We start from the raw sequence: 23510 nt of genomic DNA, 5'->3' as shown, positions 1-23510 counted from the left end.
ACGACCGTCTGCTTTCAGCAGTTTGCGCCGAATAACAGAAGTTGTTCGCATGGCAGGGCGCGGAGTGGTATACGCGCCTACTCGCGCCGCCTATGCCGTACGAATGGGCGACAACTCCCCGTGACCAGCGGAGAGTCGCCGTAGGCCTCAGCTGCCGCCCTCGGTCTTCCGCGTGTGCAACTGCCGTGCCACTTCGGCGATGGAGCCCGACAGTGACGGATACACGGTGAACGCGTTCGCGATCTGTTCGACCGTCAGATTGTTGTCGACCGCGATCGAGATGGGGTGGATCAGTTCCGAGGCGTGCGGGGACACGACCACGCCGCCCACCACGATTCCGGTACCCGGGCGGCAGAAGATCTTGACGAAGCCGTCCCGGATGCCCTGCATCTTGGCGCGCGGGTTGCGCAGGAGCGGCAGCTTGACGACGCGGGCGTCGATCTTGCCCCCGTCGACGTCGGCCTGCGAGTAGCCGACGGTGGCGATCTCCGGGTCGGTGAAGACGTTCGAGGAGACGGTCTTCAGGTTCAGCGGGGCCACCGCGTCGCCGAGGAAGTGGTACATGGCGATGCGGCCCTGCATGGCGGCGACGGACGCGAGGGCGAAGACGCCGGTCACGTCACCGGCGGCGTACACACCGGGAGCGGAGGTCCGTGAGACCTTGTCGGTCCAGATGTGCCCGGAGTCCCTGACCCTGACGCCGGCCTCCTCCAGGCCCATCCCGCTGCTGTTCGGGATGGCGCCGACGGCCATCAGGCAGTGCGAGCCGCTGATGACCCGGCCGTCGGAGAGGGTGACCTCGACCCGGTCGCCGACCCGCTTGGCGGACTCGGCGCGGGAGCGCGCCATGACGTTCATGCCACGGCGGCGGAAGACGTCCTCCAGGACGGCGGCGGCGTCCGGGTCCTCGCCGGGCAGCACGCGGTCGCGGCTGGATACCAGCGTGACGCGTGAGCCGAGTGCCTGGTAGGCGCCGGCGAACTCGGCGCCGGTGACACCGGAGCCGACCACGATGAGCTCGTCCGGGAGTTCGTCGAGGTCGTACACCTGGGTCCAGTTCAGGATCCGCTCGCCGTCGGGCTGTGCGTCGGGCAGCTCGCGCGGGTGTGCGCCGGTGGCGATGAGCACGGCGTCGGCGGTGAGGGTCTCCTCGGTGCCGTCCGCGGACCGCACGATCACCTTGCGCGAGCCGTCCAGTGACTGCATGCCCGCGAGGCGTCCGCGACCGCGCAGGACACGGGCGCCGGCCCGCGTCACGGAGGCCGTGATGTCGTGCGACTGCGCGAGCGCCAGGCGCTTCACCCGGCGGTTGACCTTGCCGAGGTCGACGCCGACGACCCGCGCGGGTGCGTCGATGGGTGGAGTGTCGTCGGCGACGATGATGCCGAGTTCCTCGTACGACGAGTCGAAGGTGGTCATCACCTCGGCCGTCGCGATGAGGGTCTTCGACGGGACGCAGTCGGTGAGCACCGACGCCCCGCCCAGACCGTCGCAGTCGACGACGGTCACCTCCGCGCCGAGCTGGGCGGCCACGAGGGCCGCCTCGTATCCGCCGGGTCCGCCACCAATGATCACGATCCGAGTCACGTACTCCATTGTCCCGCACGCCTCAAGGTGCTTCCGCCGCGGGGCCCGGGGTCTGCGTCATTCGAGCTCCTTCTGTTACGCGGGAGCCCCCGGCTGTTACGCGAGAGACCCACGTGATTGCTGCCGTACTCTCGACCCCATGTCGCTCTACGCCGCATACGCCGGCAATCTCGACCCGCGGCTCATGACGCGCCGCGCACCGCACTCGCCGCTGCGCGCCACCGGCTGGCTGAACGACTGGCGGCTGACGTTCGGGGGCGAGCACATGGGCTGGGAAGGCGCGCTGGCGACGATCGTCGAGGCACCGCGGTCCCAGGTCTTCGTGACGCTGTACGACATCGCGCCCCTGGACGAGGACTCCATGGACCGGTGGGAGGGCGTGGGGCTCGACATCTACCGCCGGATGCGGGTACGGGTGCACACGCTGGAGGGCGAGGAAGCCGCGTGGGTGTACGTACTCAACGGATACGAGGGGGGACTCCCCTCGGCGCGGTACCTGGGAGAGCTCGCCGACGCCGCCGAATCGGCCGGGGCACCCCATGACTACGTGATGGAGCTGCGCAAACGCCCCTGCTGAGCCGGGCACGAACCCCACCCGGCCCCTTATCTGCCTATTTATCCGCCCCTTTGTGGGAAACGCTCCTGCGGCGCTTGTTGGAAACGACAAGACAACGATCGCAAGACCGTGAGCTCTGTCATCTACGCGCGTAGGCCTGGACCAGCTACCCTCATGCGCGTGAACGCATCTCTCCTTCCGGACGACATCCAGGGCGACCCCCACGCCGCCGCCGACGCCGCCGCCACGCGCCTGCGTGAGCTCACGGGCGCCGAGACCCACGACGTCGCCCTCGTGATGGGCTCCGGCTGGGCGCCGGCCGTGGACGCGCTCGGCACACCCGAGGCCGAGTTCCCGGTCACCGCGCTGCCCGGGTTCCCCCCGCCGGCTGTCGAGGGCCACGGCGGCCAGGTCCGCTCGTACAAGATCGGCGACAAGAGGGCGCTGGTCTTCCTGGGCCGCACCCACTACTACGAAGGCCGCGGTGTCGCCGCCGTCGCGCACGGCGTCCGTACCGCCGTCGCCGCCGGCTGCAAGACCATCGTGCTCACCAACGGCTGCGGCGGGCTGCGCGAGGGCATGCGCCCCGGACAGCCGGTCCTGATCAGCGACCACATCAACCTGACGGCCACCTCGCCGATCATCGGCGCGAACTTCGTCGACCTCACCGATCTGTACTCGCCCCGGCTGCGCGCCCTGTGCAAGGAGATCGACGCCAGCCTGGAGGAGGGCGTGTACGCGCAGTTCCCCGGGCCGCACTACGAGACGCCGGCCGAGATCCGGATGGCCCGGGTGATCGGAGCCGACCTGGTGGGCATGTCGACGACGCTGGAGGCCATCGCCGCCCGCGAGGCCGGCGCCGAGGTGCTCGGCATCTCGCTCGTCACCAACCTCGCCGCCGGGATGACGGGCGAGCCGTTGAACCACGAGGAGGTTCTCCAGGCGGGGCGCGACTCGGCGACCCGCATGGGGGAGCTTCTCACCAAGGTGCTGGACCGGCTGTAGTTCGCTCGCCCCGTCCGCCCCTACCCGTCCCGTACCTGGGGGCTCCGCCCCCAGACCCCCGTATCGCGCTGAACGCGCTCGTCCACAAACGCCGGACGGGCTGAAACGGGGCGTAGCCCCGGAAGTACGGGACAGGTAGGGGCGGAGGGGGCGAAAAAACCGGGTACACAGCAGCAACGTACATACGTACGAACGAACAGAGAGGCGCACCCCACGTGCAGGACGAACTCATCGCGCGGGCCAAGGCGTGGCTGGCGGAGGACCCCGACGCGGAGACCCGTGAGGAGCTCGCGAAGCTCATCGACACCGGGGACACGGCGGAGCTCACCGCACGGTTCAGCGGCACTCTCCAGTTCGGCACGGCGGGCCTGCGCGGCGAACTCGGCGCGGGCCCGATGCGAATGAACCGCGCCGTGGTGATCCGGGCGGCCGCCGGCCTCGCGGCGTACCTCAAGGGCAAGGGACAGACCGACGGCCTGGTCGTCATCGGCTACGACGCCCGCCACAAGTCCGAGGACTTCGCCCGGGACACGGCCGCCGTCATGACGGGCGCGGGCCTCCGCGCCGCCGTACTCCCCCACCCCCTCCCCACCCCCGTCCTCGCGTACGCCATAAGGCACCTCGGCGCGGTGGCGGGCGTGGAGGTCACCGCCAGCCACAACCCGCCCCGCGACAACGGCTACAAGGTGTACCTGGGCGACGGTTCGCAGATCGTCCCGCCGGCCGACGCCGAGATCGCCGCCGAGATCGACGCGGTCCACGCGCTCGCCGACGTCCCCCGCCCGCACAGCGGCTGGGAAATCCTCGACGACGGTGTCCTGGAGGCCTACCTGGCCCGCACGGACGCCGTACTCGCCGCGGGCTCCCCCCGCACGGCCCGCACCGTCTATACGGCGATGCACGGCGTCGGCAAGGACACCCTCCTCGCGGCGTTCGCGCGGGCCGGCTTCCCGGAGCCCGTCCTCGTCGCCGAACAGGCGGAACCGGACCCGGACTTCCCGACGGTCGCGTTCCCGAACCCGGAAGAGCCCGGCGCGATGGACCTCGCCTTCGCCAAGGCCCGCGAGACCGAGCCGGATCTGATCATCGCGAACGACCCGGACGCGGACCGCTGCGCCGTGGCCGTCAGGGACGGCGCCGGCTGGCGGATGCTGCGTGGTGACGAGGTGGGCGCGCTGCTCGCCCAGCACCTGGTGAAGCGCGGGGCACAGGGCACGTTCGCCGAGTCGATCGTCTCCTCCTCACTCCTGGGCCGGATCGCCGAGAAGGCGGGGCTGCCGTACGAGGAGACCCTCACCGGCTTCAAGTGGATCGCCCGCGTCGACGGCCTTCGGTACGGGTACGAGGAGGCGCTCGGCTACTGCGTCGACCCCGACGGCGTACGCGACAAGGACGGCATCACGGCGGCCCTGCTGATCACGGAACTCGCCTCCGAACTCAAGTCCCAGAACCGCACGCTCCTCGACCTCCTCGACGACATCGCCGTCGAGTACGGCCTGCACGCCACCGACCAGCTCTCGGTCCGCGTCGAGGACCTCTCGCTGATCACGAACGCCATGCGGCGCCTGCGCGAGCAGCCGCCCACGCGGCTCGCGGGCCTGGCGATCACCAAGGCCGAGGACCTGACGAAGGGCACGGACACCCTCCCGCCCACGGACGGGCTGCGCTACACCCTGGAGGGCGCACGCGTCATCGTCCGGCCCAGCGGGACCGAGCCGAAACTGAAGTGCTACTTGGAGGTCGTGGTGCCGGTGGGCACCCGGGACAAGCTCCCGTCCGCCCACGCCAAGGCACGGGATCTGCTGACGAAGATCAAGCAGGACCTGTCTGCCGCGGCAGGCATCTGACGACGAACGCGGGCCCACCGCACAGGTGGGCCTTCCGCGTCCCTGTCACTCACTCAAACCTCAGTGCTGTCCTGACCCGTTAGGACGCGACGAGGGTCAGGCCCGCCCGGTCAGCCCATAGCCAGCAGCACCGCGAGCAGCACCGCTCCGGCGACCACGGGCGCGATCACCTCGTACGCCCACCGCACGCTCACCTCGCCCTGCGAGCCCTCGGCGGCACCCCTGGCCCGGGCCAGTTCGCGCAGGTCGCCCATGATCTGGTCGGTCTGCGCGGGGGTGGGCTCCTGCACGGCGGTGTGCGTACGGCCTCTGCCGCCCGGGGCGGTGGACCGCGCCTGCTGCCTTGCCACCTTCTTGCGGCCGCGCAGCGAGACGGGCACCGCCCACAGCTGGTACTTGGCGCCGGTCGTGTCGACGGCCTCGTTCGAGTATCCCGACTTCAGGGAGGCGACCTTGGCCCAGGGCAGCACGATGACGCGCCACGGGTTGCGGATGCGCAGCCGGTCCTCGTTCGCGTAGACCGCGGGGCGCAGGGTGAAGGCGCTCACCAGCGGGATGATCAGGATCATCCCGGCGAGCGCCAGCCATGGGACGCGGTCGTTCCCCGACACCAGCGCGTCGATGCCGAGCCAGCCCACGAGGGCCAGCACCAGGGCGCCGCCCGCCATGCCGGCGGGCGACCGGTAGATCCGGTCCTTCGACTCGGGTCGCGAGGCGTCCGGCGTGGGTGACTGGTGATCCGGGGTCGTCATGCCCCCGATTCTGCCCGACGCGTCTTCCGTCCCCCTGCCGGGTGCCTCTCCCCTCCCTTCCCCGGCCCTACTCCCCCGGGCACCCGGCGCGGGTGTGCGAGCAGAACGCTTCTTTTCGCCCCCTCCGCCCCTACCCGTCCCGTACCTGGGGGCTCCGCCCCCAGACCCCCCGTTCGCCCGAAGGGCTCGTCCTCAAACGCCGGACGGGCTGAAACTTCCTGGCCAGGGCTGGAGAGTGCAGCCCCCACGGGTGGGTGGGGAACGCGGGCGGGTCGACCGCGGGTGGGTGGGCCGCGGGTCGGCGGTGGGCGGGTCAGCGGTGGGCGGGTCACAGGTGGATGGGTCCCGGGTGGGCGCGTCACGGGTGGGTGGGTCGGGGATCGGTGCGTCGGGGATCGGGACGGCACCACCCCACCCTCAAACGCCGCACAGGCCGCGCAGGCCGGGGCCGGGGCCGGGGCCGGGGCTGGGGCTGGGGCTGGGGCTGGGGCTGGGGCTGGGGCTGGGGCTGGGGCTGGAAAGCGTTGATGCCACCCGCACCCGATTGACCACGGAAGGGGCCGGGGGCCGGTACATCACATGCCCGTCGCTTACGTTCGCGTCACCGGACCCCTCGCCTCCCGCCCAACGCCTGATCCGGCGGCGACGGGCGGATGTACCGGCCCCCGGCCCCGACCCACCCACCGGACCCCAGGCACCCGACCCCAGGCACCCACCCGCAGGCACCCACCCAGCGCACCCACCCAGCGTCAGACAACCCCCAGGGCTGTACAGCCGCTACGCGCGTAGATATGCTCGGCTAGTGACCATGCCCACCACTGCACCCGCTGCTGCACACGCACTCGGCGACGTAACCGCGTCCGACAGCACGCTGCGCCGCTTCCTCCACGGGCTCCCCGGCGTAGACGCGGTCGGCCTGGAGGCGCGCGCCGCCTCGCTCGGCACCCGTTCCATCAAGACCACGGCCAAGGCGTACGCCATCGACCTCGCCATCTCGATGGTCGACCTGACGACGCTGGAAGGCGCGGACACCCCGGGCAAGGTCCGGGCGCTCGGCGCCAAGGCGGTCCGCCCGGACCCGACCGACCGTACGGCCCCCGCCGCGGCCGCGGTCTGCGTCTATCCCGACATGGTGGCCACCGCCAAGGAAGCCGTCGCCGGCTCCGGCGTGAAGGTCGCCTCCGTCGCCACCGCCTTCCCCGCCGGCCGAGCCGCCCTCGACGTCAAGCTGGCCGACGTACGGGACGCCATCGCCGCGGGCGCCGACGAGATCGACATGGTCATCGACCGCGGAGCGTTCCTCGCGGGCAAGTACCTGAAGGTGTACGACGAGATCACCGCCGTGAAGGAGACCTGCGGGACCAGCGCCCGCCTCAAGGTCATCTTCGAGACGGGCGAGCTGTCGACGTACGACAACATCCGCCGCGCCAGCTGGCTCGGCATGCTGGCCGGCGCCGACTTCATCAAGACCTCCACCGGCAAGGTGGCCGTGAACGCAACCCCGGCGAACACGCTGCTCATGCTGGAAGCCGTACGCGACTTCCGCGCCCAGACCGGCGTCCAGATCGGCGTGAAGCCGGCCGGCGGCATCCGTACGACCAAGGACGCGATCAAGTTCCTCGTCCTGGTCAACGAGACCGCGGGCGAGGACTGGCTGGACAACCACTGGTTCCGCTTCGGCGCGTCCTCGCTCCTGAACGACCTGCTGATGCAGCGTCAGAAGCTGGCCACCGGCCGCTACTCCGGCCCCGACTACGTGACGGTGGACTGATCACCATGACCATGGACAAGCGGTCATCCGCATTCGAGTACGCACCCGCGCCCGAGTCCCGCTCCGTCGTCGACATCGCGCCCTCGTACGGCCTGTTCATCGACGGCGAGTTCACCGAGGCCGCCGACGGCAAGGTCTTCAAGACGGTCAGCCCGTCCACCGAAGAGGTCCTCGCCGAGATCGCCCAGGCGGGCGAGGCGGACGTCGACCGCGCCGTCAAGGCGGCCCGCAGGGCGTTCGAGAAGTGGTCGGCACTGCCCGGCTCCGAGCGCGCCAAGTACCTGTTCCGCATCGCCCGGATCATCCAGGAGCGCTCCCGCGAGCTCGCCGTCCTCGAAACCCTCGACAACGGCAAGCCCATCAAGGAGACGAGGGACGCCGACCTCCCCCTCGTAGCCGCGCACTTCTTCTACTACGCGGGCTGGGCCGACAAGCTCGACCACGCGGGCTTCGGCGCGAACCCGCGACCCCTCGGCGTCGCGGGCCAGGTCATCCCCTGGAACTTCCCCCTCCTGATGCTGGCGTGGAAGATCGCCCCCGCGCTCGCCACCGGCAACACCGTGGTCCTCAAGCCAGCCGAGACAACCCCCCTCTCCGCCCTCTTCTTCGCGGACATCTGCCGCCAGGCGGGCCTGCCCAAGGGCGTCGTCAACATCCTTCCGGGATACGGCGACACGGGCGCCGCACTCGTCGCGCACCCCGACGTGAACAAGGTGGCCTTCACCGGCTCCACCGCCGTCGGCAAGGCGATCGCCCGCCAGGTGGCCGGCACGACCAAGAAGGTCACGCTCGAACTCGGCGGCAAGGGCGCGAACATCGTCTTCGACGACGCCCCCATCGACCAGGCCGTCGAGGGCATCGTCACCGGCATCTTCTTCAACCAGGGCCAGGTCTGCTGCGCGGGCAGCCGCCTCCTCGTACAGGAGTCGATCCAGGACGAGTTGCTGGACTCTCTCAAGCGCCGCCTCGCAACTCTCCGCCTCGGCGACCCCCTCGACAAGAACACGGACATCGGCGCGATCAACTCCGCCGAGCAGCTGTCCCGCATCACCACGCTCGTCGAGCAGGGCGAGGCGGAGGGCGCCGAGCGCTGGTCCGCGCCCTGCGAACTCCCCTCGTCCGGCTACTGGTTCGCCCCGACGCTCTTCACGAACGTCACCCAGGCGCACACCGTCGCCCGCGACGAGATCTTCGGCCCGGTCCTGTCCGTCCTCAGCTTCCGCACCCCGGACGAGGCTGTGGCCAAGGCCAACAACTCCCAGTACGGCCTCTCCGCCGGCATCTGGACGGAGAAGGGCTCCCGGATTCTCGCGGTCGCGGGCAAGCTCCGCGCGGGCGTCATCTGGTCCAACACGTTCAACAAGTTCGACCCCACCTCGCCGTTCGGCGGTTACAAGGAGTCGGGCTTCGGCCGCGAGGGCGGTCGCCACGGCCTGGAGGCGTACCTCGATGTCTGAAAAGCCCGAGAAGACTGTGAAGCCCGAGAAGCCCGAGAAGTCGGAACAGACCCGTCTGAGCGTCTTCAAGACCTACAAGCTGTACGTCGGGGGCAAGTTCCCTCGCAGCGAGAGCGGCCGGGTGTACGAGGTGACCGACTCCAAAGGCAAGTGGCTGGCCAACGCCCCCCTCTCGTCCCGCAAGGACGCCCGCGACGCGGTGGTGGCCGCCCGCAAGGCGTTCGGCGGCTGGTCCGGGGCCACGGCGTACAACCGCGGCCAGATCCTCTACCGCATCGCGGAGATGCTGGAGGGCCGCAAGGACCAGTTCGTAGGTGAGGTCGCGGACGCGGAGGGGCTATCGAAGTCCAAGGCCGCGGCTGTCGTCGACGCGGCCATCGACCGCTGGGTCTGGTACGCGGGCTGGACCGACAAGATCGCCCAGGTGGTCGGCGGCGCCAACCCGGTCGCGGGCCCGTACTTCAACCTCTCCACCCCGGAGCCGACAGGCGTGGTCACCGTCCTGGCCCCCCAGGAGTCCTCGTTCCTGGGCCTGATCTCGGTGATCGCCCCGGTGATCGCGACCGGCAACACGGTGATCGTGATCGCGAGCGAGAAGTCCCCGCTGCCGGCGCTGTCGCTGGGCGAGGTCCTGGCGACCTCCGACCTCCCCGGCGGTGTCGTCAACGTCCTCTCCGGCAGGACGGCGGAGATCGCGGCCCCGCTGGCCGCGCACCAGGACGTCAACGCGATCGACCTGACCGGCGCCGACGCCGTACTCGCGAAGGAACTGGAGATCGCGGCGGCGGACAACCTGAAGCGAGTCCTCCGTCCACAGGCTGTGGATTACTCCGAGACGCCGGGCACCGAGCGCCTCACCGCCTTCCTGGAAACGAAGACGGTCTGGCACCCGACGGGCGCACTGGGCGCCTCCGGATCGTCGTACTGAGCCCAGGGGCCCGCGTCCCGAGTCCCAGACCCGAGACCCGAGACCTGAGTCCCAGGACCCGAAGCCCGGGACCCCGATCCGTGTCCCCGGGGTCCCGTTCACGAGAGAGCCGCGCTTCCCTCCGTCCAGGGAAAGCGCGGCTCTCTTGTGTTCCGGCGCCACATGCCCGGCGCCACATGCCCGGCGCCGCACACTCAGCGCAGCTCGCCCGGCACCGCACACTCAGCGCAACAGCCCCGCGACCTGCCCGACCACCGGAATGCTCCCCACCGAGGGCGCCTGCGCCAGCGGCCGCGTCAGGGCCTGCGACGACAGCGGCTTGAAGTCGGCCAGCTGGGTGGCGACTCCGTTGTCGAGGGGGTCGACCCCGGTGCCCGCCAGCGGGTTGGGCTTCAGGCCCGCGACGGGACCGGTGACGTACCCCACCGTGCCGGTCAGGACCGCAAGACCCGCCTGCGGGTCGATCTTGCCGAGCGAGGTCGGCCGGGTGCGCACGACGTCCACGACGGGGTCCGTGTCAGCGACGGCCGGGGCGGCGCCGGCCGCACCGGCAGCGACCACGCCGACCGCGGCGGCGATGCGCGCGGTCGTGCGGGCCAGGTTGGTCTGCTGGGCTGCGTGTCGCACCATCAGGTTTCCTCTTCGGGAGCGGAGAGCAACTGTATTTGCACGCAGAGTAGTTGACCCGATGGCTCCTGTGGGCGGCCGGGACAAGGGATTCCCCTGTGCGGCCCAACAGGCATATCACCGCCAGTCAGTCCATCCACCGCGCCAGCACCGGTCCATCCACCACCTCAGCGCCGCTCCGCCCCGCGCGTCAGCGCCAGTCCACCGTGTGCGTCAGCGTCACCCCGTGCGTGGCGAAGTGGATCTCGATCCGGTCCTGGTCGGCGATGGTGAACCCGTCGTGGAAGCTGGCGCGGTCGGCGCCGATGTAGACGTAGTGCACCCGGCCGGGGTGGCTGAGACCCTCGTACGAGAACAGCTCGGACATCATGTCCCGCAGGCCGTAGTGAAGGGCTTTCGTCCCGGTGGTGAAGGTGCCGCGCCAGACCTCCTCCGCACCCCGCTCGATGGCGACCTGCCCGGTCACCTGGCTCGGCGGCGTGCCCAGGAAGAGCCACGGCGCCACGCCCGCGTCGCACAGCTTCGCGTACGAGAGGTGCCCGGCGTGGCGCTTGAAGCGGCCGATGTCGGTGAGGTCGTTGCCGAAGGTGTAGCCGGCGTACTGCGGGGTGCCACCCTCGTCGGTGACGTACACGAGGACGATCTCCGCCTCCTCCGTCAGTGCCACGGCGCCACGCGGTGCGCGCAGCCGCTCGCCGGAGAGCTTGAGGGTGTCGCCGAGTCCCTTGAAGAACCAGTTGGGCTGGGACTGGGTGGATGCGTCGACCTTGACGTTGTGGGTCTGCATGAAGCCGCTGACCAGCGCGTCGCCGATGGCGTCCGGCAGCAGCGGGGGGCGGAAGGAGACCTCGTCCGCCGGTATGCTGCGCGGCTCGCGGCCCGCCGCCAGGGCCGCCGTCAGCGCGGCACTGTCGCCGTCCGCGGCCAGGACCTCGGCCCGCAGATCGAGGTCACCCAGCGGATACAGCGTGAGCGTGGCGCCCTCGGCCGTGGCGTCCTCGGGCGTGCCGAAGCCGACGTACCGCTCGCCGTCGTGGGTTCCTTCGTACAGAACCGTCATCAGGGAGTCTCCTCGGGGGTCGTGGGGTGCCAGTCGGCATGCGTCCAGCTGAGAAAGGCCCAGCGCTCCGCCGCGTCGTTGAGGCGCAGGGCGAAGCCGGGTCCCTCGGCCGGTGCGATGGTGTTGGCCGTGCGGTCGACGGCCGGGCGGGGCGAGACGATCGTCTCGGCCTCGGGGAAGAAGCGGTCGGACTGGCCGCCCTCGACGGCCAGGGCGTCCGGGGCGCGCAGGGCGAGCGCCCGGCTCGCGTTGATCAGCGGGCCGGTCTCGGCGACCTGGACGCCGATCTGGAAGCCGATCCCTGCCGAGCGTGCGTACTCGATCAGCCGTGCCGAGCGCAGCAGGCCGCCGTTCTTGGCGACCCGGACGTTCACGGCGTCGCACGCCTCGTGGGCGACGGCGGCGCGGGCGTCGTCGAGCGTGCAGACCGACTCGTCGAGGAGGACGCGGATTCCGGTCGCGCGGCGCAGGGTGCGCAGGTCCTCCCAGGAGCGGCGGGGCAGCGGTTCCTCGACCAGCGTCACCCCGGCGGCGTGGAGTCTCCGCGCGTAGGTCACGGCGGTGGCGGGTGTCCAGCTCATGTTGGCGTCCACCATCACGGGCACCGCGGGCCCGAGCCGTTCCCGGATCGCGGTCACCGTGCGGACATCCCGGTCGATGTCGTCGGACGCCTTGACCTTCACGAAGTGGAAGGGCCCGCGCGTGTCCAGGAACTCATCGGTTCCGATACTCAGGTCCAGCACCTGGGAGATGGCGACCTTGTCGGCCACGGGCGTTCCCGGCCACGCCGACTCGCCTGCGGACAGGCCGAGCTGATGTCCGATCAGGTCGAGTACGGCCGTCTCCAGGAGGCAGATGAGATTGTTGCCGCCGCTCACGCCGAAGGTCGACTCGAAGCCTTCCTCGCGTAGTTGATCGAGGAGTTGCCGGGCCGGCGTGGTGCGCAGTTGGGCGAACACCTTGTCGAGAGGGACGTGCCGCAGGGCCTCGGTCACGCTGCCGCTCGTCTCGCCGGTGACGTACGCCCGGGGTGCGCACTCCCCGATGCCCGTCACGCCGTCGAGCGTGAGGCGGAGCACCAGGCTGTCGCTGGTGGTGCGGCGGGCCGCCGGGTGGTCGAAGCCGACACTCATCGGCAGCGCCACCCGGTAAAGCCGCGCCGCGGATCCCGTGGCGGGGTCAGGCATCGCGGTTCACGCCCTGGAGCAGCGTGTAGGTCGAGGCCCAGTCGACGACCTCGTCGCGGACGTCGGTGTAGAAGAGGTAGTGCCGGTCGGTGGGGAACTGGACGGCCACGCCCCGGCAGGGGACCAGCTCATGGAAGACCTGGCGGGTGGCGTCCAGGTCGACGATGGGGTCGGTGAGGCCGGACACGAACGCGGCGGGCACGTCGGGGAGTTGGCGCCCCGGGTCGAGGTAGAGGCGTTCGAGGGCGAGCAGGGTGGCTCGGGAGCGACGCGTCAACTGCCGTACGGCCAGGTCGTCGTGGTCGATGAAGTGCTGGTAGGCGGGGTCGGAGGTGAAGTCCGTGGCTTTCAGGCCTGCGTCCCACGGCTCCTGGCTGCGCTCGGCCGCCAGCGCCGTCCGCTCCTCCTCTCCCAGCACGGCGTGCAGCCGGCCCAGCCATGTCGAGCAGAAGATCGCGGCGTCGTAGCGGACGGTGAAGCTGGGGTGGTGCATGAGCGCCGCCAGGAAGGAGCCGCCCAGGCAGTGCCCGAAGAGGGAGAGCGGGGCGTCGTCGCCGAGCCAGTTCCGTACGTACTCAAGGGCGTTGACGTAGTCCGCGATGATCGTCTCGACGTCGGGGATGTCACTGCGCTCGCCGCCGCTGATGCCGCTGCCGCGCCGGTCGAGGACGAAGAAGGCGATGTCGTTGTCGGCGAACCGGGGGCCCACCTCCCACAGCCAGCCGGCATGACTCTGCAGGCCGTGGAAGTAGAAGACGGCGCCCTTGCTCTCGCCGCGCGGCCGCCACAGGTGCAGCGCCAGGTCGGTGCCTCCGCCGCTCTCGGTGCCTCCGCCGGTCCCGGTGCCGCCGCCGGTCCCGGTGCCGCCGCCGGTCCCGGTGTCGCCGGAGGAGAGGGTGATGATCTCGCGGCGGATGTTCTGTGGCGGCCTCTTGGTCTCGATCATCGGTGGGCTCCCGCCGTTTCGGTCGTCGGTGTGCTCCCGGACCGACCGCCGACCAGGTCGGCGACGAAGTCGGTGTCCTGCTGGAAGGGTTTGTACTTGTACTGGGTGGCGTTGCCCTGCTGGCGCCGGCCCTCCGCGTAGGCCGCGATGGAGTCGTGCGGGACGGTGTGGACTTCGAGCGGGCCAAGGCGTCCGCTGTCCCGCTTGGAGGCGTACTCGATGTTGATGGTCTTCAGCTCGCGGTCGATGGCTTCGGCGAGGGACCGGTCCAACTCACCTCCCGGCTCCGGCACTTCACTCACCACCACGTAGTGCGGCGGCTCACCCCACTGCGGTCCGCACAGATACAGACCACCCGCCAGGCCACCCTCCGCCATGGCCTGGCCGATGGCCTGGGTGACCTGGGCCTCGGTGATCTTCTCGCCGGTGAAGGAGTGGAAGATGCCGTCCCGGTGGACGAAGTGCACCCACGGGGTGCCGTCCACGATCCGGTCGACGTGGTAGATGTCGCCGCTCCACAGCCGGTAGAGGCCGTTGCCCTGGGTCATGATCAGGTGGTAGTCCCGGCCCGGCTCGATCTCGTCGAGCAGCAGGGTGTCGACCCGCTCGCCCGCGTCGACGAGCGCGCCCAGCTCCACCTCGGCCGGCACGAACTCGAAGTACGCCTGGTTGACCGCGAGCGGCTGGCTGTCCAGGGAGCCGTCGACCGGGATGGTCGTCACGCCCTCGGTACCGCAGCTCATGAACGGCATGGCGCGCACGCCGGGCAGCAGCGCGTCCAGCTTGGACTGGTAGAGCCCCGCGGAGGAGGAGAGCCAGCAGCTGTAGAGGGTGAGCGAGGGCCAGACGTCCTTGAGGCTGAACTCCCCCTGGTCCAGCACGGATTGCAGGTGCGCTGCGGCCGCCGGGTCCGGATCGCCGTACGGCTTGCCTTCGAGCGTGCCGGCGCGCAGGTCCCCTACGAGTTCCGGGCCGTGTTCGGCGATGAGATCCCGCAGTGAGACGAGCGTGCTCGGGTTGATCGCCGAGACGAAGTGCAGCCGCTCGCCCACGAGATGGCGGATGCGGTGGTACATGCGACCGGCGTGCGAGGAGGGCGCCTCGGTGCCGAACCAGGGAGCGGCGGACCACGGCGGGTTCCAGTCGCGGCTGTTGATCCGCGGGTGGCGGTTGCTGATCGCCTGGTACTGGACGCCGTTGAGGTAGTCGTCGACGCGCTCGTGGACGGTCTGGGTGTCGAGGGTGGCGTGTGGGTGGGCGAGGATCTCCGGGTGGTGTTCGACGTACGTTCCCCACATGGCCTGCATCGCGGGGATCCGGTAGGTCAGCAGCCAGTGCAGCGTGTACGGGACCCGCTTGGGCGTGCCCGTGGTGCCGCTCGTCTTGAGCCAGCGCAGGACCGGACTGCAGGACAGGACACCGCCCTTGGTGCGGGTCTCCCGGTCGATCTCGGCGGCGAAGTCGGTGTAGCGCATGACGGGCAGGACGGACCGGAAGAGGCCGCCCGGGTCCGCCGTCACGGCGTCGTAGCCGCGCTCCTTCCAGTGCAGCGAGTCGGCGCACAGGGCGACGATGTCCTCAAGTACCCGTTCCTGGGCGGACTGTGGGTCCTTGAGGTCGGCCAGCAGCGCCGTACGGGCACGTTGGCACTCCTGCTCGAAGGGGATCCGGCGGGCGTTCCAGTGCGCCTGCCACTGCTCTTGCCAGAGCTCGGGCGAGTGCTCGGTCAAGTGCTGCTCGGTCAAGTGCTCAGGCAAATGCTCTTGCGTGTCCGGGTGCTCGTGCGGGTGCGTAGTGCCCACGGCTTCAGCTTCTCCCTAGCTTTTTCGCTGCCTGTGGCGCCAAGGCGGATGACGGCGTTCGCAAGGCGGATTTCGTTGACCGGCGCGACTGCGCGGTGCGGGTGCGGGGCCGGCGCATTCAGGCCGCCAGCCCGCGGAAGCGCCCGGCGTGGAAGACGAGGGGGTCCACCGTGTCCGTCAAGGCACCCTCGTCGGCCGAGGCGATGACCAGTTCGTGGTCGCCCGCCGGATGGATCACGGAGATCCGACACTCAAGCCAGGCGAGGCCGTCCGCCGGGAGCGGGTGCCCCGACGTGCTCCGCGCCCAGTCGCGACCGGCGAAACGATCCGCCCCGTGCTCACTGAACAGGCGGCACAGATCGGCGTGTTGGCCACCGAGGATGGTGACCGCGAAGCTGCCCGTGGCGCGGATGGCGGGCCAGGTCGTGGAGGTGTGAGCGGCGCAGAGAGCGACCAGCGGGGGGTCGAGCGATACGGAGGTGAAGGAGTTGACGGCCATTCCGGCGGGGCCGCCGGGGGTCTGGGCGGTGACGAGGACGACGCCGGTGGCGTAGCGCCCGAGGATGCCTCTCAACTCGCGCTGGTTCAGGGTGCGTCGGTGCAGCGCCTGACTGTCCGGCACGTCTTGGTGCAGCAGTTGCGGTGCTTCCACTCGGATCTCCGAAAGGGAAGGGCGGCGACCGTCCGGGGTCACCGGACGGCCGACGCGGCTGCTCCCGGGGTCGCCGGGCGTTGGATGACAGGGCCTGCCCGGGTTCTCCGGGCCGCCTGTCCCGCGGGAGTTACTGGCCCCGGGCGGCGATCGCCCAGTCGACGGCCTCCTGTGGGCGGGCGGCGGAGCCGGTGATCCTCGGGGCGACCTGGCGGGCAAGGAGTTCCAGGCTGCGGTTGGTGTTCTCGTACGAGGTCCAGTCGGCGACGTACACCAGGAGCGTGCCGAAGCCGCCGGTCGCCTCCTGGAGGCGGAGGATGCCGGAGACCACCTCGTCGACCGAGCCGACGAGCGCGCCGCCGGCCTCCACGCGGGCCTCCAGCGCACGTTCCCGGGACGCTCCGGGCGCCAGGACGTTACGGCCCGCCGCCTTCTTGAAGTACTCGAAGAGCCACCGGTCGTAGCCGTCGCGGACCTCGGCGAAGGCCTGCTCGCTGGTCTCGGCGACATGGACCGGGAGGGCGATGCGCCAGGCGTCGCGGCTGATGGTCTGCCCGTACTCGGCGGCCGCCTCCTCCGCGTGCTTCCACTGCTGGGCCAGACCGATGTGCTCCTGGGCGCCCGGGGTGAGCAGCGCGAAGGGCAGCGCGAACGACGTCATGCTCAGCCCGTACCGGCCGATCAGCCGGGGGCTGGTCACCGAGGTGCCGGAGGTGGCCACGGCGACCTCGATCGGGCGGGGCCCGAAGCGCGGCAACTGGAGCTTGGCGTCGTTGAGTTCGTACCAGTCGGTCTTCTGGGTGACCCGCTCGTCGCCGTTGACCAGTTCGAGGACGGTCGGCAGCGCCTCGTCCAGCCGTTTGCGCTGCTCCTTGCCGTCCAATCCGAACAGCCCGGCTTCGAACGGCACTCCAGGGCCGACGCCCAGGATGTACCGGCCCCGGCTGAGGTGGTCCAGGTGGACCGCCCGGCTCGCCACATGAAAGGGGTGATGCCCGGAGAGCGGCACCACACCGTGGGCGAGGCGGATCTGCCGGGTGCGCTGGGACGCCGCGGCGATCAGCGTCTCCGGTGCGCCGACAAGTCCCCAGCCCAGCGTGTGATGTTCCCCGAACCACGCCTCGTCGAAGTTGAGGCGGTCGGCGTACTCCACCAGATCGAGATTCCGGTGGATGGCCAGATGCGGGTCCTGGCCCGTCTCGTGAACGGGCGAGAGAAAGAGGCCGATACGGCTGTGCACGGGTGTCCTCCAGCAAGACGGTTCAGGCGAAAGGGAGTTCGGTGCTCTGATCGCTTTTCAGTGCGCGGACTCCTCCAGCCGGTACACCCCGTCCTTGAGCCTGCGCGCCTCCTCGTAATCGGCGGCGAGAACCTCGTCGTCGGCGGAGGTCAGATAGATCCGCACAGCCGCCGACAGCAGATCAGTGGTCGGCCGGATCCGGGCCCCCGGCCGGTACTTGACGCTGGTGAGGAAGACGCTCGGCAGCGCGTTGATCGCCGAGACGACCTCCTCGTCCACCGCCTCCACGACCCCGTCGAGCGTGGTCGGGGTGTTGTAGCTGTACGCGGACCGCAGCTTGCGGTAGACGCGCCCGCCGTACGAGCGGGCGAAGCCGTCCGGATCCGTGTACGCCCGCGCGGTCAGCCCTGCCTGGTCGTGACCGAGGCACAGCTCCTGGAAGCCGGGGTTCAGCTGTCCGTTGAGCCGGGTGGCGATCTCCACCAGGACCGGTCCCCGGTCGGTGACGATCACCTCGGCGTGCGCCGGACCCCACCGCACCTCAAGGGCGTCGAGCACCTCACGCACGTAGGGGATGAGCGCCGGCACGGGCTCCTCGTCCGGTGAGATGAGGATGTCCCGGTTGTAGATGTTCTGGCCCGACGGCAGCAGCGTCTTCTCGTACACCCACACGCCGCTCGCGAACCGGAGCCCGTCACTGCTGACCGTGTCGACGACGTACTCGGTGCCCTTGAGGTACTCCTGTACGAGCACCTCCGCATTGGCCCTGCCGAAGATGTCGCGGGAGGCGAGCACCCGCTCGGCGGCGTCGCGCACCTGGTCGGCGGCGTCGCAGATGAACACGCCGTCCGAGGCCGCCGAACTCAGCGGCTTGACGACGACCGGCCAACTCCCGCGGTCCTCGGCCCACTTGACGACCGCCGCGGCGTCGTCGCTCTTGAACTGGTCCGCGCAGCGCACCCCGGCACGGCGCAGCGCCTCGATCATCTCGTACTTGTCGCGGCGGGCCGCCGACAGCGCGGTCCCGTTGGACTTCACGCCGAGCGCCTCGCTGAGCCGGTCCGCGAGCTGGACGGCGGACTCCTGGCCGGGGATGACAGCGACGGGGTCGTACGGGCGCAGCAGCTCGACGAGTTCGGCCTCGTCGGCGCTGATGATGTTCTCCGCGTACGCCGTGAGGTCGGGCGCGAGCATCGTGGGGATCAGTTCCGGGGTGCTCTGTACGTGGATGACGCGGGCGCCGGCCGCGGTGAAGGCGGCGGGGTAGAAGTTTCCGGCCGAGTAGCCGTCCACGACGACGGCGGTGGGTGTGGGGGTGCTCATGCCTGTCCTTCGGATACGTCAGGTATGTCCTGGGAGGTCGCCTTGATGAAGCGGGCGAGGCGGGCGATCCCCTCACGGATCGCCTCGGGCGCGAGGTTGCTGAAGCCGAGCCGGATCTCCCGGTCGCCGCCGCCTTCGAGGTAGAACATGCTCATCGGCGCCCAGCTGACCCCGTACTCCCGCGCGGACCGCTCCATCGCGGCGAGGTCGGCGGTGAAGGGGACGCTCAGGGTGAGGAAGAAGCCGCCGCGCGGGGTGTTCCAGGTGACGCCGTGGTCCGATCCGGCTGGGAAGTGCTCGCCGAGCGCGGCCAGCGTCGCGGCCAGGCGCTCCTGATAAACGGTGGCCAACTCCCGTGTGGCGGACCGCAGATCGTGGTCGTGCTCGACGAGATAGCCGCCGATCACCGCCTGCGAGAGGGTGGAGGAGCCGACCGTGAACATCGCCTTGGCCTTGGAGAGGGTCTGGGCGAGCGTGCGGACGGTGCCCGCGGCGTCGGTGACCTCCTGTTCGGCGACCAGATAGCCGAGACGGGCGCCGGGGAAGGCGGACTTGGCGAACGAGCCGAGATAGACGACCCGGCCCCCGGTGTCCAGGGCCTTCAGGGTGGGCTGCGACTCGCCGTCGCGGGCGAAGAGCCCGTACGGGTTGTCCTCCAGGATCACGAAGTCCTCCTCGGCGGCGACTTCGAGAAGCCGTTCGCGGGCCGCGCGGGGCAGCACCGTCCCGGAGGGGTTGTTGAAGTCGGGCACCAGGTACAGCGCCGCCGGCCGCCTTCCCTCGGCCTTCACCGCGCGCGCCGCCTGCGCCACGGCCTCCGGGTCGAGGCCGTCCGGGCCTTCCAGGATTCCGCGTACGGGGATGTCGAGCATGCGGGCCGCGCCGCGGATGCCGACGTAGGCGGGCGAGACCGCGAGGAGCACGTCGTCGGGTGAGGCGAACAGGCCGCGCAGGGCGATCAGCGCCGCCTCCTGGAACCCGTGCGTGATCATGATGGCCTCGGCCGGGACGTCGATCTCCTCGTCCCGCTTCAGCATCAGGGCGACCTCGTCCTGGATGAGGCCGTTGACGGGTCCGTACTGGAAGAGCAGCCGGGTGATGCGCTGTTCGGGGACGCCCCGGTCGCGCAGATGCTTGATGTAGCGGTCTATGTAGAAGGTGAGTACGGAAAGGTCGTGGTTCCCGTCGTACGGGGCCCCCGACGAGAAGGACAGGGCGTCCGGGAACCGCAGTGCCGTCTCGCTGAGGATCCGCATGGAATCCATCTCGGGATCGTCAATTCCCGCGTGCAACGAGGCCTGTTCGAACGAGAGCATATTCAGTGGGCTCCTTCCGTGCCGGTACCGGCTGCGGTGCTGGAGAGTTCCGGCGAACCACTGTTCAGCGCGGTCACCCAACTCCCCTTTCCTGGATTCCATTCCTGGATCCGGGTACGGGCGACGACTCCGCCCGTGACATAGGGCTCCTCGTCCAGAATCCGCTGGAGTTCCGCACGGCTTTCCGCCTCGTAGACAAGCAGCCCGGCATTCTCGCCGACGAGGGGGCCGCCCAGCAGCAGTACGCCGCTGTCGGCGAGCCGGTAGAGATTCTCCGCGTGCGCCGGGTGCAGGCCCTGGCGGCCGGCCCGGTCGACGTTGTACTCGAATTCGACGACAAACTTCGCCACACCAAGCTCCTTGTGCTGTGTCTTCCCGGCGCCCGGCGCCACGCCGTCCGGAGACGGGGCCCGGGGACGGGCGTCGGGGAATTGCGCGCACCACGGACCGGCCGCACCGCCTTTCGGCTTCACGCGGCGGGGTCGGGCGTGGATCACATGTAGAGGCCGCCGTTGATGTCGATGACGGAGCCCGTGGAGTAGCCGGCGCTCTCGGAACACAGGTGCAGCACACTGCCGACGGCCTCGGCGACCGTGCCGTAACGACCCATCGGCAGCGCGCCGAGCACGGCCTTCTTCGCCGCCTCGTCGCGACGCTCGAAGGCGCCCGCCACCCGGGCGGTCGCGATGGGTCCGTGGGCGACCACATTGGCCACCACTCCGGTGCCGGCGAGCTCGTGGCCCAGTTGCTTGGTCATGCCGATGACGGCCGCCTTCGCGCCGACGTACGCGGCGTTGTTGAAGTGGCTGTACGTGCGGCCACCTGCGGAGGCGAAGTTGACGATGCGCCCGTAGCCGTCCTCCACCATGCGCGGCGCACAGACCTTGACCGCGATCCAGGTGCTGATCACGTTCTCCAGATGGGTCTGCTCGAAGTGGTCCCGGGTGAGGTCCGCGTACCCGATGACCCGGGTGTCCCCGCCGACACCGTTGACCAGAACGGAGGGCGCGTGGCGCTCGACGATGTCCGTCAGCTGCCGCTCGGCGGCGGGGATGTCGGTGATGTCTCCGACGACGGACTCGACCTTGGTCAGCTCGGCGAGTTCGTCCGCGAGACGGGAGACCGTCTCCTCGTTCCTGTCGAAGAGGACGAGCGGGTGCCCCTCCTCCGCGAGCTTTCGGGCCACCTCCGAGAGAATTCCACCGGCGGCACCGATCAAGAGCGCAGTACGTGCGGTCACTTTGCTATTCCTTGGCTTTTCCGGTTTGGTGACCCTGAACGAGCAGGGCCCTTGTGGGGGTAGCTCGGTAAAGCGACATGCCAAAATAAGCCGACTGGTTTTCGGCCACGACGCAACAGGAGTGGTTCACACGTAAGAGGAATGATCCCCCACAAGAGGAATGGCTCTCTCGCAAGAGGAATCCTTCCCTCGACTTCTCCCGTACGCCGAAAACGCACCAAGGGGAGAGTCTGGCACCCCCCGGCTCCACCTAGACGATCACGCAACTCTTGGCCCGTGTCAACGAGTTACGGACAACCGTTCGTCCGTTGTTCGCAATCGCGCCGGAGCGACACGCCCTCGGTCCGCATCACTTGCCTAACTGCCCGGATATCGTTGATCCTTGCCGACGGACGTATCCGGCCGGGATCGATAACCGGCCGATCCGGCCATCGGCAGTATGGGACACCGTCCGCCGAAGCAGTGTGAACACGGCATGAAATGACTCCGGACCACCTGGTCCGAAGTCACCGCTATTCTGGAGAATTGGACATCTCGGGCGACGCCCGAGGCCTGGAGCAGGGGGAGGAAACACCGGTGGTCGACTCAATGCCGGATAACATTCCGGCCAGTATGTCGCCGGAATCGGCCATTCTCGCCGACGGACTCTGTCGCCTGCCGTCCTCCCTCGCCGCGCGCACCGCGGCAGTGCCCGCAGACCGGTAACAGCCTGCATCGACGCAGGTCTCCGCGCCCGAAGGGTCCACCGACCCTGCCCGGCCGCGGCTCCCCCACCCCACTGGCCGCCACACAACGGCGCCCGCGGACCGACGACCGGATGAACGGACCATGCAGCCCAACTCCCCTTGGCGGATACCCGACTTCCGCACCCTGTTCACCGCCTCCGCCCTCAGTCAGCTCGGCGCCAACATCAGCTATGTCGCCATCCCGCTCGTCGCCGTCACCGCACTGGACGCCAGTCCCGGCCAGGTCGGCGCGCTCGCCACGCTGAGCACGATCGCCTTCCTGGTCATCGGCCTGCCGGCCGGTGCCTGGGTGGACCGGCTGAGCCACCGCCGGGTGCTGATCGTCGCCGACCTGGTCCGCGCCTTGCTCCAGCTGACCGTGCCGGTGGCCTGGTGGCTGGACTCCCTCACGCTCGGCCAGCTGTACGCGGTCGTCCTGCTGAACGGCTGTGCCACGGTGTTCTTCGACGTGGGTTCGCAGAGCGTGCTGCCCCAACTGGTCGGCCGGGACAGTCTTGTTCGGGCCAACGCCGACATCAACACACTGATCGCCGCCGGGAACGTGGGCGGGCGCAGCGCGGGCGGCGGGCTTGTCTCGCTGCTCACGGCGCCCGCGGCCGTGCTCTTCAGCGCGGGCACGCATCTGGCCTCCGGCCTCACGCTGATCTTCCTGCGGCACACCCCGGCTCCGGTCGCGCCGCCCGCCGGCAAAGGCCCCCGGCTGCGGGCACAGATCGCGGAGGGGGTGCGGCATGTCCTGGGCAACAAGGAACTGCGGGCCCTCGCGCTCACCGCAGCCCTCGGCAATCTCGGCTCGTCCGTGATCAACACCATGCTGCCGATCTGGTTCGTGCGTGAACTGGGGCTTTCGGGCGGCGCGTTGGGCCTGTTCTGGGCGGCCGGCGGGGCCGGTCTGCTGATCGGCGCCCGCAGCGCCCGGCCGGTCGCCGCCCGCCTGGGCTACGGCCGCACCCTCGGCATCGCCGGGCTGTGTCTGGCGCCCTCGGGGCTGCTGGTGCCGATGGTGGACCGGGGGTTCTGGCTGGTGATCGCCGGGGCCGGCTGGTTCCTCGCCATGTTCAAGGTGGGCATGGACAACGTGCTCGGCGTCAGCCTGCGCCAGCGGATGACCGCCGACTCACTGCTCGGTCGTATGAACGCCACCTTCCGGTTCCTGCTCACCGGGGCGCTCGCCATCGGCGCCGCGATCTCCGGTGTGCTGGGCGAGTTGATCGGCGTACACGCCACGCTCTGGGTGGGCGGGGTGTTCATCTCGACGGCCTTCATCCCGGTGTTCCTCTCCCCGGTGCGCACCCGGCGCGAACTGCCGGAGCAGCAGCGGACGGTCGGCGCCGAGAAGGCCCCCGCGTCGGAGTCCTGAACACACCTGATCAGTACTGCCTTGCACAACAGATCGCCCGCGACCAACCCACCGACAAACCAACAGTCCGAGTCCGGCAGGACATGAGCCTCTTCGGCATGCCCTTCG

General features: G+C 70.0%; 20 protein-coding genes. 7 read left to right on the top strand and 13 right to left on the bottom strand.

Annotation, left to right across the window (positions count from 1 at the left end; genetic code table 11):
* Positions 1–147: 147 nt before the first annotated feature.
* Complete coding sequence (locus AB0N66_RS21825) at positions 148–1596, bottom strand: NAD(P)H-quinone dehydrogenase (RefSeq protein WP_365437454.1); 1449 nt, start codon at positions 1594–1596, stop codon at positions 148–150.
* A 130-nt stretch (positions 1597–1726) separates the two neighbouring features.
* Here AB0N66_RS21825 and AB0N66_RS21820 point away from each other — a divergent pair, with 130 nt between their 5' ends.
* From AB0N66_RS21820 to AB0N66_RS21810, 3 genes are all read left to right on the top strand, one after another.
* Positions 1727–2164, top strand: coding sequence for a gamma-glutamylcyclotransferase (locus tag AB0N66_RS21820; RefSeq protein WP_266455309.1), 438 nt, complete (start codon positions 1727–1729; stop codon positions 2162–2164).
* Between the two features lie 159 nt (positions 2165–2323).
* Positions 2324–3148, top strand: coding sequence for a purine-nucleoside phosphorylase (locus AB0N66_RS21815; RefSeq protein ID WP_365437450.1), 825 nt, complete (start codon positions 2324–2326; stop codon positions 3146–3148).
* Between the two features lie 215 nt (positions 3149–3363).
* Entirely contained in the window at positions 3364–4995 is a 1632-nt protein-coding gene (locus tag AB0N66_RS21810) for a phospho-sugar mutase (protein ID WP_365437447.1), read from the top strand.
* A gap of 110 nt (positions 4996–5105) precedes the next feature.
* Here the strand turns inward: AB0N66_RS21810 and AB0N66_RS21805 are convergent, their stop codons facing one another.
* Complete coding sequence (locus tag AB0N66_RS21805; RefSeq protein WP_365437444.1) at positions 5106–5747, bottom strand: PH domain-containing protein; 642 nt, start codon at positions 5745–5747, stop codon at positions 5106–5108.
* Positions 5748–6555: 808 nt separating this feature from the next.
* On the opposite strand from AB0N66_RS21805, the gene deoC reads away from it, so the two are divergent.
* Genes deoC through AB0N66_RS21790 form a run of 3 tightly spaced genes read left to right on the top strand, consistent with a single transcriptional unit; the run spans position 6556 to position 9903 of the window.
* Complete coding sequence (deoC, locus tag AB0N66_RS21800; protein ID WP_365437441.1) at positions 6556–7518, top strand: deoxyribose-phosphate aldolase; 963 nt, start codon at positions 6556–6558, stop codon at positions 7516–7518.
* Positions 7519–7523: 5 nt separating this feature from the next.
* Positions 7524–8975, top strand: coding sequence for an aldehyde dehydrogenase family protein (locus AB0N66_RS21795; protein WP_365437438.1), 1452 nt, complete (start codon positions 7524–7526; stop codon positions 8973–8975).
* Positions 8968–9903, top strand: coding sequence for an aldehyde dehydrogenase family protein (locus tag AB0N66_RS21790; protein ID WP_365437435.1), 936 nt, complete (start codon positions 8968–8970; stop codon positions 9901–9903). The genes AB0N66_RS21795 and AB0N66_RS21790 overlap by 8 nt, the downstream gene beginning before the upstream one ends.
* Positions 9904–10125: 222 nt before the next feature.
* On the opposite strand, the gene AB0N66_RS21785 is transcribed toward AB0N66_RS21790, so the two are convergent.
* The 11 genes from AB0N66_RS21785 to AB0N66_RS21735 form a co-directional block, all read right to left on the bottom strand.
* Positions 10126–10533 (bottom strand): hypothetical protein, encoded by a 408-nt coding sequence (locus tag AB0N66_RS21785; protein WP_365437432.1) that lies wholly within the window; start codon positions 10531–10533, stop codon positions 10126–10128.
* Positions 10534–10720: 187 nt separating this feature from the next.
* On the bottom strand, positions 10721–11590 hold the full coding sequence (locus tag AB0N66_RS21780; RefSeq protein ID WP_365437429.1) for an FAH family protein: 870 nt from the start codon (positions 11588–11590) through the stop codon (positions 10721–10723).
* The gene (locus AB0N66_RS21775) at positions 11590–12777 is read right to left on the bottom strand and encodes an enolase C-terminal domain-like protein (protein WP_365437426.1); all 1188 of its coding nucleotides are present in this window, start codon (positions 12775–12777) and stop codon (positions 11590–11592) included. The genes AB0N66_RS21780 and AB0N66_RS21775 overlap by 1 nt, the downstream gene beginning before the upstream one ends.
* Positions 12770–13723, bottom strand: a complete 954-nt coding sequence (locus AB0N66_RS21770; protein WP_365437423.1) for an alpha/beta fold hydrolase — start codon at positions 13721–13723, stop codon at positions 12770–12772. Before AB0N66_RS21770 ends, AB0N66_RS21775 begins: the two co-directional genes overlap by 8 nt.
* Complete coding sequence (locus tag AB0N66_RS21765; protein WP_365437420.1) at positions 13720–15468, bottom strand: GH3 auxin-responsive promoter family protein; 1749 nt, start codon at positions 15466–15468, stop codon at positions 13720–13722. Before AB0N66_RS21765 ends, AB0N66_RS21770 begins: the two co-directional genes overlap by 4 nt.
* A 175-nt stretch (positions 15469–15643) precedes the next feature.
* The gene (locus AB0N66_RS21760) at positions 15644–16177 is read right to left on the bottom strand and encodes a flavin reductase family protein (protein WP_365437417.1); all 534 of its coding nucleotides are present in this window, start codon (positions 16175–16177) and stop codon (positions 15644–15646) included.
* Positions 16178–16307: 130 nt separating this feature from the next.
* Positions 16308–17417, bottom strand: a complete 1110-nt coding sequence (locus AB0N66_RS21755) for an LLM class flavin-dependent oxidoreductase (RefSeq protein ID WP_365437414.1) — start codon at positions 17415–17417, stop codon at positions 16308–16310.
* Between the two features lie 57 nt (positions 17418–17474).
* On the bottom strand, positions 17475–18740 hold the full coding sequence (locus AB0N66_RS21750; protein ID WP_365437411.1) for an ATP-grasp domain-containing protein: 1266 nt from the start codon (positions 18738–18740) through the stop codon (positions 17475–17477).
* On the bottom strand, positions 18737–20056 hold the full coding sequence (locus tag AB0N66_RS21745) for a PLP-dependent aminotransferase family protein (RefSeq protein WP_365437408.1): 1320 nt from the start codon (positions 20054–20056) through the stop codon (positions 18737–18739). The genes AB0N66_RS21750 and AB0N66_RS21745 overlap by 4 nt, the downstream gene beginning before the upstream one ends.
* A gap of 2 nt (positions 20057–20058) precedes the next feature.
* Positions 20059–20406 (bottom strand): YciI family protein, encoded by a 348-nt coding sequence (locus AB0N66_RS21740; RefSeq protein WP_365437405.1) that lies wholly within the window; start codon positions 20404–20406, stop codon positions 20059–20061.
* A gap of 143 nt (positions 20407–20549) precedes the next feature.
* Positions 20550–21296: an SDR family oxidoreductase gene (locus AB0N66_RS21735; protein ID WP_365437402.1), complete on the bottom strand. Its 747-nt coding sequence runs from the start codon at positions 21294–21296 to the stop codon at positions 20550–20552.
* An 828-nt stretch (positions 21297–22124) separates the two neighbouring features.
* Here AB0N66_RS21735 and AB0N66_RS21730 point away from each other — a divergent pair.
* Positions 22125–23402, top strand: a complete 1278-nt coding sequence (locus AB0N66_RS21730; RefSeq protein ID WP_365437399.1) for an MFS transporter — start codon at positions 22125–22127, stop codon at positions 23400–23402.
* Positions 23403–23510: the final 108 nt, after the last annotated feature.

Source organism: Streptomyces sp. NPDC093544, assembly GCF_040683495.1.
GTDB lineage: Bacteria > Actinomycetota > Actinomycetes > Streptomycetales > Streptomycetaceae > Streptomyces.
The sequence above is the reverse complement of the archived record's forward strand: the minus strand, read 5'-3'. Positions and strand labels throughout refer to the sequence as shown.